This is a genomic window from Pseudonocardia sp. TMWB2A, assembly GCF_017312135.1.
On sequence record NZ_QKQY01000002.1, the window covers coordinates 2,763,446 to 2,776,098 of the forward strand.

General features: G+C 74.4%; 14 protein-coding genes. 7 read left to right on the plus strand and 7 right to left on the minus strand.

Annotated elements, in window-relative coordinates; translation table 11 throughout:
• Positions 1-36: 36 nt before the first annotated feature.
• Complete coding sequence (locus DMP17_RS27860; RefSeq protein ID WP_337831050.1) at positions 37-963, plus strand: NADP-dependent oxidoreductase; 927 nt, start codon at positions 37-39, stop codon at positions 961-963.
• A gap of 52 nt (positions 964-1,015) precedes the next feature.
• Here the strand turns inward: DMP17_RS27860 and DMP17_RS27865 are convergent, their stop codons facing one another.
• The gene (locus DMP17_RS27865; protein WP_337831051.1) at positions 1,016-1,867 is read right to left on the minus strand and encodes an alpha/beta fold hydrolase; all 852 of its coding nucleotides are present in this window, start codon (positions 1,865-1,867) and stop codon (positions 1,016-1,018) included.
• 56 nt (positions 1,868-1,923) lie between these two features.
• On the opposite strand from DMP17_RS27865, the gene DMP17_RS27870 reads away from it, so the two are divergent.
• The gene (locus tag DMP17_RS27870) at positions 1,924-2,337 is read left to right on the plus strand and encodes a helix-turn-helix domain-containing protein (protein ID WP_337831052.1); all 414 of its coding nucleotides are present in this window, start codon (positions 1,924-1,926) and stop codon (positions 2,335-2,337) included.
• Positions 2,338-2,414: 77 nt separating this feature from the next.
• On the opposite strand, the gene DMP17_RS27875 is transcribed toward DMP17_RS27870, so the two are convergent.
• Positions 2,415-2,591, minus strand: a complete 177-nt coding sequence (locus DMP17_RS27875) for a CsbD family protein (protein WP_226354633.1) — start codon at positions 2,589-2,591, stop codon at positions 2,415-2,417.
• Positions 2,592-2,779: 188 nt separating this feature from the next.
• On the opposite strand from DMP17_RS27875, the gene DMP17_RS27880 reads away from it, so the two are divergent.
• The 3 genes from DMP17_RS27880 (at position 2,780) to DMP17_RS27890 (ending at position 6,835) form a co-directional block, all read left to right on the plus strand.
• Entirely contained in the window at positions 2,780-4,279 is a 1,500-nt protein-coding gene (locus DMP17_RS27880; RefSeq protein ID WP_337831053.1) for a protein kinase domain-containing protein, read from the plus strand.
• 150 nt (positions 4,280-4,429) lie between these two features.
• Complete coding sequence (locus DMP17_RS27885; RefSeq protein ID WP_337831054.1) at positions 4,430-5,536, plus strand: helix-turn-helix domain-containing protein; 1,107 nt, start codon at positions 4,430-4,432, stop codon at positions 5,534-5,536.
• Positions 5,537-5,575: 39 nt separating this feature from the next.
• Positions 5,576-6,835, plus strand: coding sequence for an acyl-CoA dehydrogenase family protein (locus tag DMP17_RS27890; RefSeq protein ID WP_337831055.1), 1,260 nt, complete (start codon positions 5,576-5,578; stop codon positions 6,833-6,835).
• 49 nt (positions 6,836-6,884) lie between these two features.
• Here DMP17_RS27890 and DMP17_RS27895 read toward each other — a convergent pair whose 3' ends face one another.
• Entirely contained in the window at positions 6,885-7,277 is a 393-nt protein-coding gene (locus DMP17_RS27895; RefSeq protein ID WP_226354637.1) for a tautomerase family protein, read from the minus strand.
• 102 nt (positions 7,278-7,379) lie between these two features.
• Here DMP17_RS27895 and DMP17_RS27900 point away from each other — a divergent pair, with 102 nt between their 5' ends.
• Positions 7,380-7,826: a winged helix-turn-helix transcriptional regulator gene (locus DMP17_RS27900; protein WP_226354638.1), complete on the plus strand. Its 447-nt coding sequence runs from the start codon at positions 7,380-7,382 to the stop codon at positions 7,824-7,826.
• 3 nt (positions 7,827-7,829) lie between these two features.
• Here DMP17_RS27900 and DMP17_RS27905 read toward each other — a convergent pair whose 3' ends face one another.
• The gene (locus DMP17_RS27905; RefSeq protein WP_337831056.1) at positions 7,830-8,819 is read right to left on the minus strand and encodes a sugar-binding transcriptional regulator; all 990 of its coding nucleotides are present in this window, start codon (positions 8,817-8,819) and stop codon (positions 7,830-7,832) included.
• A 102-nt stretch (positions 8,820-8,921) separates the two neighbouring features.
• Here DMP17_RS27905 and DMP17_RS27910 point away from each other — a divergent pair, with 102 nt between their 5' ends.
• The gene (locus tag DMP17_RS27910) at positions 8,922-9,293 is read left to right on the plus strand and encodes a hypothetical protein (protein WP_226354640.1); all 372 of its coding nucleotides are present in this window, start codon (positions 8,922-8,924) and stop codon (positions 9,291-9,293) included.
• Here the strand turns inward: DMP17_RS27910 and DMP17_RS27915 are convergent.
• From DMP17_RS27915 to DMP17_RS27925, 3 genes are all read right to left on the minus strand, one after another.
• Complete coding sequence (locus DMP17_RS27915; RefSeq protein ID WP_337831057.1) at positions 9,284-10,054, minus strand: carbon-nitrogen hydrolase family protein; 771 nt, start codon at positions 10,052-10,054, stop codon at positions 9,284-9,286. The two genes, DMP17_RS27910 and DMP17_RS27915, sit on opposite strands and share 10 nt — an antisense overlap.
• Positions 10,054-11,715 (minus strand): flavin monoamine oxidase family protein, encoded by a 1,662-nt coding sequence (locus DMP17_RS27920; RefSeq protein ID WP_337831058.1) that lies wholly within the window; start codon positions 11,713-11,715, stop codon positions 10,054-10,056. Before DMP17_RS27920 ends, DMP17_RS27915 begins: the two co-directional genes overlap by 1 nt.
• Before the next feature lie 71 nt (positions 11,716-11,786).
• Positions 11,787-12,626 carry an SDR family NAD(P)-dependent oxidoreductase gene (locus DMP17_RS27925; RefSeq protein WP_226354643.1) on the minus strand — a complete coding sequence of 280 codons (840 nt, stop codon included), beginning with the start codon at positions 12,624-12,626 and terminating at the stop codon, positions 11,787-11,789.
• Positions 12,627-12,653 lie beyond the last annotated feature (27 nt).

Here is a 12,653-nt window from a genome sequence, read left to right on the forward strand (position 1 = left end):
CACCTGACACTGATGTCAGGTCCTAGCGTCGGCGACGTGATCAACGCATATGGGTACCGCACCTTCGGGGGACCCGAGGTCCAGGAGTTCCTCGACCGTCCCGACCCCGTCCCGGCCGCCCACGAGGTGGCCGTCGCCGTCGCCGTCGCCGGGGTCAACCCCCTCGACCACGTGCTGCGTGCCGGCCTCATGCCCGGGCTGAACGGTGCCGTGCCGTTCCCGCAGGTCCTCGGCATGGAGGCGGCGGGCGTGGTCACCGCCGTCGGGTCCGAGGTCCGGGGACTGGAGGTGGGTGACCGCGTGTTCGGGTTCGCGCTCACCGGGGCGGGGACCTACGCCCGCACGACCGTCCTCCTCGGGTCCGCCACGGCCCGCACCCCCGACGGGCTGTCGGACCGGTGGGCGGCCACGATCCCCGTCGCGGGGACCACGGCACTCGACGCGCTCGACCAGCTCGGCCTCCCGCCCGGCGCGCGTCTGCTCGTCAACGGGATCGGCGGCGGGGTCGGTATCGCCACCGCCCAGCTCGCCCGCGCCCGCGGACTCCGCGTCGTCGGCACCGCCGGTGGAACCAAGCGGGCGACCGTCACCGCCACCGGTGCAGCCTTCGTCGACTACACCACCGCCACGGCCGAGGCCGACCTGCGCGCGTTCGCGCCCGACGGGTTCGACGGCATCGTCGACCTCGTCGGCGGGGCCTCGTTGCGCGCCGTGGCACCGCTGGCCGCCGCGGCGACGACGGTGGTCTCGGTCGGAGACCCCACGGTGGTCGAGATCGGCGGCGCCATGGTCGAGCGCCACACCGACCGCCCCACCCTGGAGCGGGTGGCCGACCTGATGGTGCAGGGGGTCCTCGATCCGCACATCACCGCCGTCCACACCCTCGACGAGGCGGCGCAGGCCCTGGCGAGCGTGGAGAGCGGCCACTCGACGGGCAAGACGGTCCTCGACCTGACCGGCTGAGCGCCGACGTCCGGGCGTGGTGTGCTCCGGGAGCCGGCTTGCAACGCGCCCACTACGGATCGATCAGCCAGGCGCGCAGCGCCGTGGCCACGGCGGCGGGGTTCTCGTAGGGCGTCAGGTGCCCCACGTCGTCGAGCACGACGACATCGGGGTGGTCGGGCAGCCTGGACCGGAGCTCGTAGGCCTGTCGGAGCGGGATCCAGGGGTCGTCACGGCCCCAGCCGATGCGCGTCGGACACCGCGTGGCACCCAGCTTCTCCGCCACCGCACACGTGTCGGCAGCGCTCAGTGCGGCGATCTGGAGGTAGAACGCGGCCTGCCCGCCAGGAGCCGTCCACGGGGACACGAGTGCGTCGACGTCCCGGTCCGGCAGCTCCCGCGAGAGCGCACCGGTGACGTACCCCCTCACCAGTGCGGAGTGCAGGTCCGGGGGGAGCCGCGCGAACACGTCGGTGTTCTCGGCCACCAGCCGGAAGAACGGCGAACCCCACGGGTCGAGCGTGACGATGTCCCAGAGGAACAGATCGGCGTAGTCGGCCCCGTGCAGCAGGTGGGCTCCCAGCGCGACCGCACCGCCGATGTCGTGGGCGACCACATGCGGGCGGCGGAGGTCCCAGACGCCGAGGAGGGAGACCAGACGCTCCGCCTGGGTGCGCAGGTCCGTCGCGACCGTCGGACCCTTCTCCGATTCCCCGTAGCCCGGCATGTCCCAGAGGAACACGCGGTGGTCGCGACCCAGCTCACGGGCGACGCGACCCCATACCTGCGAGGACCACGGAGTGCCGTGACACAGGACGACGTCTCCCCGAGCCTGCTCCGTGGGCTCCAGGACCCGGGTGGCGACCGTGGTCCCGCCGACGGCGACCGGGATCGGGTCGGGCAGCAGCGGCTCGTGTGTCAGCATGGGGCGACGCTAAAATCTCAGGTCGACCTGAGGTCAAGCCGGAAGGACGTGGGGGGTTGAAGATCGGCGAGGCCGCCCGGAGGGTCGGCGTCGAGGTGCACGTCCTGCGGCACTGGAACGACGAGCGGGTCGTCGTTCCCGACCGTGCCGCGTCGGGCCATCGGGAGTACTCCGAGGAGCACGTCCGCCGTCTCCGCGTCGTCCAGGCCTGTCGCGATGTCGGTATGAGCCTCGCCGAGATCCGGCTCGTGCTCCACCGGGGTGAGGCGGGCCGTGCCGGGGCGATCGAGCGGAGGCTGCGCCGGATCCGTGCGCAGCGCGCCCAGCTGGCGGACGCGGAGAGATTCCTCGAACACGTCGTCGACTGCACGCACGACCTGCTCACCCGGTGCGAGGACTGCACGGCCTACGCCGCGACGGTCCCGGAGCCGGTCGACGGGACCGGACCGGACGCGGGGCACGGCCCGTAGCCGGGACCCGGCCGCGCGGGGGTGGCCGCACCTCGGCCCCGGCCACAACAGTGGCCGGGGCCGGGGCAGGAGCGCGGTCAGTCCTTCTTGAAGGCGTCCTTGACCTTCTCGCCCGCCTGCTTGAGGTTGCCCTTGGCCTGGTCGCCCTTGCCCTCGGCCTCGAGCTTCTCGTCGTCGGTCGCCTTGCCGACGGTCTCCTTGGCCTTGCCCGTGAGCTCCTCGGTCTTGTTCGCGACCTTGTCGTCCGCTGCCATGGGTTCCTCCTCGGCTGGTGACACACCGCGACGACCGCCGGATCGACGCCGTCGCACAGGACCGGGTACCTCCGCAGCGGCAGGGGAAACGCGTTCTGCGTATCCCTGCGGATCCGGCGTCGCCGCGTCCGGCGGTAGGAAGGCACCTGGCGGGAAGGCACCGGGCGGACACGGGAGGGGTGCGGGACATGGACGGGGAGCTGGTCGTCGGGTCGGTGCTGGGCGACTTCGAGATCCGCGGGCGGCTCGGCGCCGGGGGCATGGGCGTGGTGCTGCGGGCCCACGACCGCCGCCACGGCGGCGAGGTCGCGCTGAAGGTGCTGCCCGCGAACCTGGCCGGGGACCCGGTCGTCGTCGAGCGGTTCCGGCGGGAGGCCCGCGCCGCGTTCGAGCTGCGTGACCCGCACGTCGTCCCGGTCCACGGGTTCGGCGAGGTCGACGGCAGGCTCTACCTGTCCATGCGCCTGGTCGACGGCGAGGACCTGGCCCGGATCCTCGCCCGCCGGGCGCCGCTGGAGCCCCGCCGGGCCGCCGGCATCCTGCGCCAGGCCGCGCACGCCCTCGACGCCGCGCACGCCGCCGGCCTGGTGCACCGGGACGTGAAGCCGGCGAACCTGCTCGTCGTCGAGAGCCGCGACGACTTCACCGCGCTCACCGACTTCGGCATCGCCCGCGCCGTCGGCCCGGACCCGGACACCGCGCTCACCGAGACCGGCGCGACCGTCGGCACGCTCGCCTACCTCGCCCCGGAACGTCTGTCGGGCACCGGCACGGTCGACGGCCGGGCCGACGTCTACGCGCTGACCTGCGTGCTCGTCGAGATGCTCACGGGGCGGCCCCCGTTTCCCGAGGCGGACCCGGCGGCCGTGCTCGCCGCGCACCTGATGACGCCGCCGCCCCGGGTGTCCGTGCTCCGGCCCGGGCTCGACCCCGGCTGGGACGACGTCGTCGCCCGCGGGATGGCGAAGGACCCCGCCGCCCGGTTCGCGACGGCCGGTGCGCTCGCCGCCGCGGTGCAGCGCCTGCTCGGGCCGGCCCCCGGGCCGGAGACCCCTGCGCCGACCCGGCCCGCGACCACCCCCGGACCCGGACCCGCGTTCCCGGCCGTGACCGGCCCCGGGCTCGCCGCCGCGCGCGGACCCGCGTACCCGGCCCCGACCGGCGCCGGGTTCCCGGCCGCGGCCGGTGCGGCGCCCCGGGTCCGGTCGCGACGCCTGCCGGTGCTGATCGGGGCCTGCGTCACCGGGGCGGCGGTCGCGCTCGGGGCTACGTGGATGCTGCTGACCGGGCCGGCGGACCCGCCGGCGACCGGCACGGTGCAGCCGGCGGAGGCCACGACCACCCTCGCCGACGGCGACCTCCGGCTCGGGCGGCCGATCGCGCCGGTGTCGTGCGCGCGTCCGGCGGACCTGGTGGTCGTCGGTGCGGCGGTCGACCCGGCGCGGCACCGCGAGGACGTCGCCGAGCAGCTGCGCGCCCACCCCGGGGCGAACTACCTGCTCGCCGGGGACAGCTGCGTGCCCTTCCGGTCGCGCACCGCGGAGGGGAACCCGATCTACGTCACCTACCTGGGCCCGTTCGACGACCGCGGCGACGCCTGCGCCGCGCTCGCCCGGACCGGTGGCGACGCCTACCTGCGCCCGGTCACCGGGCCGTCCCCGGTGGCGACGGGCGCGCGCCCCTGCTGACCGGGCCCACGACCGTGACCCGGTGTTCACCGGCGGACACGTCGTCGTACCCGGGCCCGGTCATGCTCGTCCCACCCCGGTGGCCCGGACGTCGGGCCCTGGGCCGCGCCCCGCCGTCACGATAGTGTCCTGGGTCACGACGACGGCGCCGTGCAGCCGGGTCGACACGTCGAGGAGGCCGGGGTGCGCTACTGGACCACCGACGACCGACCGGCCCGCGAGCAGTTCAGCTACTGGCGCGAGGTGATCTGCGAGGCGTTCACCCCGCTCGCCGCCGAACGGCCCCGGGTCCGGCACGCGGGCCCGGCCGACCCGGGGGCGATCCGGAGCTGGGTGCGGGCGACCCGGCTGACCGCCACGAACTGCGCCGAGGTGTCCTCGGCGACCCAGCTCATCACCCACGGCCGCGACGAGATCCGCCGCACCACGACCGACCACGTCTTCGTGAACCTGCAGGTCAGCGGGCACTGCGTGGGGACACAGGCCGGCCGCCGCTGCGTCGTCGAACCGGGGGGCTTCGCCCTGTTCGACACGACCCGCGAGTACGGCCTCGAGTTCGTCGCCGACGACGACACCCAGGACTGGCGGTGCGTGTCGTTCCGGGTGCCCCGCGCGCAGCTGGTGCCGCTGGTCGCCGACCTCGACGGCGCAACGGCGGTGACCCACGACGGCGCCGCGCCGGGGATCGCCCGCGTTGTCGCCTCGACCATGCTCGCCACCTGGAACGCCGTCGACACCTTCGACCCGGCCGCGGCCGCGGCGGCCGAGACCGCGTTCACCACCCTCCTCGCGGCCGCGACCGGCGGCTCCGAGGAGCTGCGCGACACCGGGCGGGAGCACCTCGACGCCGGCCTGCGCGCGGCCGTCAACCGGCACCTGGCCGCGCACCTGCGGACCGGCGACACCTCGGCGGCGGCGGTCGCGGCGCGCTTCGGCGTCTCGGTCCGCAAGCTGCACCAGCTCTACGAGGGCACCGGTCTGAGCTTCGCCCGCACCGTCATGGCCCTGCGGGTCGACGGCTGCACCCGTGAGCTCGGCGCGCCGGGCCCGCCCGGCACGCTCACCGAGCTCGCCGCGCGGTGGGGCTTCGCCGACCTGTCCCACCTCAACCGGGTCTTCCGCGCCCGGCACGGCTGTCTGCCCTCGGAGTTCCGCGACCGCGGCCCGGCCGGATCGTGCACACCGGTACCGACCGGCGTGCGCGCCGGTTCGATCCCCGGGCCCGGCGTCCCGGCCACGCTCCCTCCGAGCCCCTGACACCGGTCGCGTCGGGGCCCGAGCGGAAGGCATCCGACGATGACACTGGACTTCACCCTCGACGACGCGCAGCTGGGCCTGCGTGAGCAGGCCCGGCAGTTCGCCGACAGCGTCCTCTCCGGTGTGGAGGCGGCGATCGCACCGTTCCCGGAGCCCGCCCAGCGGTTCTCCGCCATCGAGCCGTTCTACCGGCAGATGGTCGACGCCGGGTTCGTGAAGGCGCTCGTCCCGGCCGAGTACGGCGGGGGGAGGTTCACCTCGCTGCAGTTCGTGCTCGCCGTCGAGGAGATCGCCCGGGTCGACGTCAACGTCGCCTCCGCCATCCTCGGGACGGGCCTCGGGCTGTACCCGATCGTGCACTTCGGCTCCGAGGAGCAGAAGCAGCGGTGGCTGCCGGCGTTCTGCGGGTCCGAGCCGAAGCTCGCCGCGATCGCCTACACCGAGGTCACCGGCGGCGCCAACTACGACTCGCCCGACCCGAAGGTCGGCATCCAGACCTTCGCCCGGATCGAGGGCGACGAGATCGTCCTCAACGGGGCCAAGCACTACACCACCAACGGCTCCGGCTGGGACGGCGGCGGAGCCGACCTCATCTCGGTCGTCTGCCGCACCGACCCGGCACTGCCGCCGCAGGAGTCGCTGGCGATCGTCGTCGTCGAGCGGGGCACGCCCGGGGTGGAGATCACCGGGATGCTCGACACCATCGGGCACCGCGCCACCAACTCGCCGCGGGTGGAGTTCCACGACGTCCGCGTGCCGCTCGCCAACATGATCGGCGGGCCCGGTGACGGCATGGAGATCGTGAAGAGTGCGTTCACCTGGACCTGCGCGCCCATCGGCGCGGCCTGCGTCGGGCGGATGCGGGCGGCCTTCGACTACGCCTACGAGTTCGCGCGGACCGACAACCGCTCCGGCCCGCACCCGGTGATCGAGTACCAGAACGCCGGCTACATGCTCGCCGACATCAAGATCCGCATCGAGGCCACCCGCTACCTGGCCTGGAAGGCCGCCGACCACTTCGACCGGACCGGCGGCAAGGACCGCGAGCTCGCGAACATCACCAAGATCTACGCCTCGGAGCGGTCGGTCGACGTCGTCTACGACGCGATGCGCCTGGTCGGGGTGGACGCCTACACGACCGAGACGCCGATCGCGGGGATCATGCAGGACGTCCTCTGCTTCCCCGTCTACGACGGCGGCAACATGGGCGTCCGGCGACGGCACCTGCACGAGATGCTGATGGAGCCGAGCTACGACCCGCTGGCCTCGGCCGAGAACCGGCTCGCCACCGGCTCCTGACCGCCCCGGGCCGGTCCCCGGCGCGACGGGGACCGGCCCGCTCCCGTGCTCAGGCGTGCGCGGCGACCGGGTCGTCGGCGGCCTCGGGCAGGATCTCGCCGTCCTCCAGCACGTTCGCGCCCGGCACCTCGTGCAGGAAGATCGCCACGTCGGTCTTCGCGTCCCCGGTGACCGCGCACCACGCGTCGGCGATCCCGTGCAGCAGCCGGGCCCGGACCTCGGGGGAGCGGCCGTCGCGGATCAGCCCGACCATCCGCGGGCCCTCCACCGGCTCCCCGGCCACGAAGACACTGCCCGGCGGGACCTCGGTGAAGGTGCAGTGCACGTAGCGGGCGGGGGCACCGGTGACCTCGCTGTGGACCCTCGTCACCGCCGCGGCGACCTCGGCGCGGTGGGCCAGCGTCGCGTTCCCGGTGGGGACGGTGAAGCGGTAGTAGGGCATCGTCGACCTCCGTGGTGGGACTCGAATCGAGTTCGACCGTAACGGGACGCCTGTGGCCCCGCAAGCTCGAAGGACTCGAAAAGTGTCCTAGTATCGGGCGCTGTGAAGCACGACGAGCTCGGCGCCGCGTACTGCTCGGTGGCCCGCACCTGGGCGGTCCTCGGCGAGCGGTGGACGATGATGATCCTGCGCGAGTGCTTCCGCGGCGAGCGCCGCTACGACCACTTCCGCGACAAGCTCGGTCTCGGCAGCAACGTCCTCAACGACCGGCTGCGCGTGCTGGTGGAGGAGGGCGTGCTCGACCGCGTGCCCTACCAGGAGCGTCCGGTCCGGCACGAGTACCGGCTCACGCCGAAGGGCGCCGACCTCTACCCGGTGCTGGTGGCGCTGATGAACTGGGGCGACCGGTACGCCGTCGACGTCCCGCCGGTCCGGCTGGTGCACCGCGGCTGCGGCCACCCCGCCGAACCCCGGCTCACCTGCGCGCACTGCGCCGAGCCGGTGGCGTGGCGGGACATGACCGCGGAGGTCGAGCCCGGCGCCTGGTGAGCGTCACGACGTCGTCGCGGCCGGAGGGTGTCGCCCGTCGCCCGCCACGAGCAGGGCGTCGGCGGTCGCCGCGTCGCAGACCAGGGTGTGGACCAGACCCGAGCGCAGTACGGCGCGGGTGGCGTCGGCCCGCTCCGGGTCCCTGACCAGCGCGATCACGTCGCCCGCGGCCCGCAGGTCCGCCTCCCCGGCCGCGACGAGCTGGTGCGCCGGCCCATTGTCGAGGACCCGGCCGGTGCGGTCGACCAGCAGCCCGACGACCTCGCCGACGGCACCGCCCTCGGCCAGCCGTCGCCGCTCGGGGGCGGTCAGCACGTCGTGCACGGTGGAGTGCCCGGCCCGCCACGCCCCGATCCCGACGACGGCGGTGTCCAGCGCGGCGCAGCGGGCCAGCGCGTCGGCGACGCCCGGCTGGGCCCGCACCGCGCGGGCGGTGTCGGCGTCGGGCAGCAGCAGGGGCGCGTAGACCGGGTAGGCGTCGCCGCCGCACAGTGCGGCGGCCCGGAACACCGCGGTGGCCGAGCCGTCGCGCCGCCACGGCAGCGAGTAGGCGCCGCACAGCTGCACGACGGTGCAGCGCGCGAGCCGGGGGAGGAGCCCGACGACGTCGTTGACCGTCCGGGACCAGGCCAGGCCCAGGACGTCACCGGTGCCGACGGTCTCGGCGAGCAGCGCGGCGGCGAGCGCGGGCACCCCGCCGCCGTCCGGGTGGGTGTCGTCGTCGCGGGCGACCAGGGCGCGGCGCAGCCCGTAGGCGGCGCGGACCGCCGCCGAGCGCGCCGCGTCGACGTCCCCGCCGGGGTCGATCGCGACCCGGACCAGCCCGCGCTCGCGGGCGGCGTCGAGCAGCCGGGCCACCTGGAACCGGCTGAGCCCCAGCTCGGTGCCGACCGCGATCCGGGACCGCCCGTGCAGCAGCACCTGCTCGGCCACCTCGGCCGCGAGCACCCGGCGGGCCGGGCCCCAGGCGGGTGCGTCGTCGTCACCGCTCATCTGAGCACCGTAGCGCGCGCATCGGCCGGTGATGTTGACCTTCCGTGCCCGCGGCCGTGTACTCGACGGTGTTCGGACCGCTCAGATGAGTGGAGGCACGCCATGACCGCGACGATCGGCACGACCCCGGCAGCCGCGCACCACCCGGCGCCGGAACCGGCCCCGGTGTCGCGCCAGCTGCTCGTCGGCCGCGACGACGGCTACGGCGACCTCGCCCTGGAGCGGTTCGCGCTCGCCCCCGGTGCCGGGGCGTGGCACGCCCCGGCCGCGCCGTGCGACCGGCTGCTCGTCGTCCTCGCCGGCCGGGCCCGGGTGGGCGTCGCGGCCGGCGGGCCGTCGGTGGAGCTCGCCGCGGACGAGGTCGTGCACGTGGCGGGCGGGCACGCCCACCGGGTCGAGGTGCTCGCCCCCGGGCCCGGCGGGTGCCTGGAGTGGATCCTGCTGGCGGGGCCCCGGCCGGACCCTCAGCCGTAGAGGTCGGGGCGGCGGTCGGCCAGGTAGGGGTTCGCCCGTCGTGACACCGCCAGCGCGGACCGGTCCAGCTCGGCCACCAGCAGCTCGGGGTCGCGGCCCGCCCGCACCACGGCGCCGTCCGGCCCGGCGACGCAGGACAGCCCGCCGTAGGTCAGCGACCCCTCGGTGCCGCACCAGTTGGCGTAGGCCACGTACACCTGGTTCTCCCACGCCCTGGCCGGGACGAGCACCCGGGGCACGTGGTCGTAGGGGAGCATGTTCGCGGTCGGGACCAGCACGGCGTCGGCGCCGGCCAGCGCCAGCGCGCGGACGGTCTCGGGGAACTCGACGTCGTAGCAGACCAGCAGGCCCAGGCCCCAGCCGTTCCAGGTCACGACGGCGGGCGGGGTGTCCGAGGCGGTGAAGCAGGCCCGGTCGAGCGCGCCGAACAGGTGCGTCTTGCGGTACCCGGCGAGCCGGGTCCCGTCCGGCCCGACCAGCGCGACGGCGTTGGCGACCCGTCCGCCGTGGCGCTCCGGGTAGCCGTAGAGCACCGCCGTCCCCGACGCCCTGGCGATCGCCGCGACCGCGTCCGCCGACGGCCCGTCCGCCGGCTCGGCGAGCTCGGCCACCGCATCCGCGCCGATGTCGTAGCCGGTCAGGAACATCTCCGGGGTGACGAGCAGGTCCGCGTCCGCGGCGGCGCACGCCTCGGCGAGCCGGGCGAGGTTCCCGGCCACGTCGCGCGGCCGGGAGACGGTCTGCAGCAGCGCGACGCGCATCAGTCCGGCAGCGCGGGCGGCGCGAGCTCGGCGAACCGGTCCCCGGGACCGGGGTTGTCCGGCGGGGTGGACCCGCCCAGATGCGCGACGATCCCCCAGACCGCGTTCAGCGCGGTCTGCACCGCGCCCTCCGCCCAGGCCGGGGTCCACGACACGTCGTCGCCCGCCATGAAGATTCCGCGCTCGGCGACGGGCAGGTCGTCCTGCACGAAGTGGCAGTACATCCGCCGGTTGTAGCGGTAGTGCCCGGGCAGGGCGCCCTTGAACGCACCGAGGCTGTGCGGGTCGGACTCCCAGGTCACGGTGATCGGGTCGCCGATGACGTGCGCCCCGACGTCGACGGTCGGGTAGATCTTGCGCAGCGCGCCCAGCGCCAGCTCGACCCGCTTCTCGACCGGGTACGGCAGCATCTTCAGCGAGTCGCTCATCCACGAGTACGACAGGCAGATCACCCCGGGCCGGTCCGGCCCGTTGTCGAACAGGTACGTGCTGCGGGTGAGCCGGTCGGTCAGCGTCGTGGACATGACCTCGCGCCCGGTCGCCGGGTCGACGTCGCGCCAGAACGGCCGGTCCACCATCACGAACGTCTTGGTCGACTGCATGTAGCGGGTGCGGTCCAGGGCCATCCACACCTCCTGGCCGAACAGCGACTCGTCGGTGTCGATCTGGGTGGACAGCAGCCAGCTCTGGCAGGTGGTGAGCACCACGGACACGTCGCGGGTGCCGCCGTAGACGTCGGTGACGCGGATCGTGTCCGCGTCGAGGCGGTGCAGCCGCGCGACTCCCGGGCGGGTCCCGCCCCCGTGCAGCGACGACAGGCTGGTCCCGGCGGGCCAGTGCACCAGGTCGTCGGGGGTGCGCGTCCACAGTCCCTGCGGCACCTGCTCCACCCCGCCGACGACGAGCAGCTGGTCGTCGTCGCAGCCGGTCAGCACCACCCGCAGGATCTCCAGCATCGAGTTCGGGAAGTCCGAGTCCCAGCCACCGGTCCCGAAGCCGACCTGGCCGAACGCCTCGCGGTGGGCGAAGGTCAGGTCGGAGAACGCCTTCGAGGTGGACACGAAGTCGTAGAAGGTGCGGTCGTCCCAGACCTCGACGAGCTCCGCCCACAGCGCCCGGATGCGCGGGACGTCGCGCTCGCGGATCGCCTGCTGCAGGTCGGTGAAGCCCGCTCCCTCCTCCAGCGCGCTCGCCCAGGCGTCGGCGACCTCGGTGAAGAACGGGGGCAGGTCGGCCAGGGTCCGGCCGTAGTACGTCCGTCCGTGCAGGTCGATCACCGTGCTGCCGGCCGCCTCCGTCAGCGGGTTCGGGAACGGCGCGGTGGGCAGCCCGAGCAGGTCGACGTAGTGGTGGAACGCCGTCGAGGAGCGGGGGAAGCGCATCCCGCCCAGCTCGGCGACGATCCCGTCGGCACCCTCGAAGGGCTGCGAGCGCAGTCGTCCGCCCAGGTGGGAGGACTCGTACACGATCGGCCGCAGCCCGATGCGCATCAGCTCGTAGGCGGCGACGAGCCCGGCGATCCCGGCCCCGACGACCACGACCTCGGCCCCCAGCCGGTCCGGTGGGACCCGGCCGAGACCGGCCGGGTGGGCCAGCCAGTCGTCGTAGGGGAAGGGGAAGTCCGGGCCGAACGCGGTGACGGGTGGCTGCTCGGGGCTCATGGGTGGGCTCCTCGGGTCGTGTGCCGGGGATCACCCGGCCCCGCGACCCTATCCAGGACCCCCGCCCCGGATCAGCCCTTTCTGCGCCGCGAGCGCACGACGCCGGTGACGATCCGCTGGTAGGTGGTCGGCAGCAGCCGCACCATCGAGTCGATGGCCCACGCGTCCGGTCCGATGAGGACACGACGCTGGTTGCGCCGCACGCCGTCCAGGATGGTCTTCGCGGCCCGGTCCGGGGTGGTGGTGAGCATCCGCTCGAACTCGGCGGTGGCGTCGGCGGCCGGGCGGCCGGTGGCGGCGGCGACGCTGTCGTCGACCCGGGCGGCCTTCGCGATGTTGGTGCGGATCCCGCCGGGGTGCACGCAGGTCGCGGACACCGGGGACCCGGTGAGCTCGAGGTCCTGGCGCAGCGACTCGGTGAAGCCGCGGACCGCGTACTTGCTCGCGTTGTAGCCGCTCATCAGGGGCTGCGCGGCGACGCCGAAGATGCTCGACAGGTTGACCACGTGGCCGGCGCCCGCGGCCTCCATGTGCGGCAGGAACGCCTTGGTCCCGTAGACCACGCCCCAGAAGTTGATGTCCATGATCCAGCGGTAGTCCTCCAGGGACAGCGCCCCGGTGGTGCCCGACAGCGCGACGCCGGCGTTGTTGACGATCATGTGGACGGCGCCGTGGTCGGCGACGACGGCGTCGGCCCAGCCGTAGACGGCCTTCTCGTCGGAGACGTCGAGCTCGGCGGTGGTGACCCGCACCTGCGGCCCGGCGAGCGCGGCGGTCTCGGCGAGGCCCGCGGCGTCCCGGTCGGCCAGGGCGAGATGGCAGCCGTCGCCCGCGAGGCGCAGGGCCAGCGCGCGCCCGATGCCGGATCCGGCTCCGGTGATCGCGGCGGTACGACCGGTGAAGGACTTCATCGTCGGCTCCTCACGAGCGGGTGTGGT

Bases quoted from the DNA above. Each gene is read 5' to 3' on its own strand.
- DMP17_RS27865 (WP_337831051.1), bottom strand. From the start codon at position 1,867: ATGCTGACACACGAGCCGCTGCTGCCCGACCCGATCCCGGTCGCCGTC.
- DMP17_RS27875 (WP_226354633.1), bottom strand. From the start codon at position 2,591: ATGGCAGCGGACGACAAGGTCGCGAACAAGACCGAGGAGCTCACGGGC.
- DMP17_RS27880 (WP_337831053.1), top strand. From the start codon at position 2,780: ATGGACGGGGAGCTGGTCGTCGGGTCGGTGCTGGGCGACTTCGAGATC.
- DMP17_RS27890 (WP_337831055.1), top strand. From the start codon at position 5,576: ATGACACTGGACTTCACCCTCGACGACGCGCAGCTGGGCCTGCGTGAG.
- DMP17_RS27895 (WP_226354637.1), bottom strand. From the start codon at position 7,277: ATGCCCTACTACCGCTTCACCGTCCCCACCGGGAACGCGACGCTGGCC.
- DMP17_RS27905 (WP_337831056.1), bottom strand. From the start codon at position 8,819: ATGAGCGGTGACGACGACGCACCCGCCTGGGGCCCGGCCCGCCGGGTG.
- DMP17_RS27910 (WP_226354640.1), top strand. From the start codon at position 8,922: ATGACCGCGACGATCGGCACGACCCCGGCAGCCGCGCACCACCCGGCG.
- DMP17_RS27915 (WP_337831057.1), bottom strand. From the start codon at position 10,054: ATGCGCGTCGCGCTGCTGCAGACCGTCTCCCGGCCGCGCGACGTGGCC.
- DMP17_RS27920 (WP_337831058.1), bottom strand. From the start codon at position 11,715: ATGAGCCCCGAGCAGCCACCCGTCACCGCGTTCGGCCCGGACTTCCCC.
- DMP17_RS27925 (WP_226354643.1), bottom strand. From the start codon at position 12,626: ATGAAGTCCTTCACCGGTCGTACCGCCGCGATCACCGGAGCCGGATCC.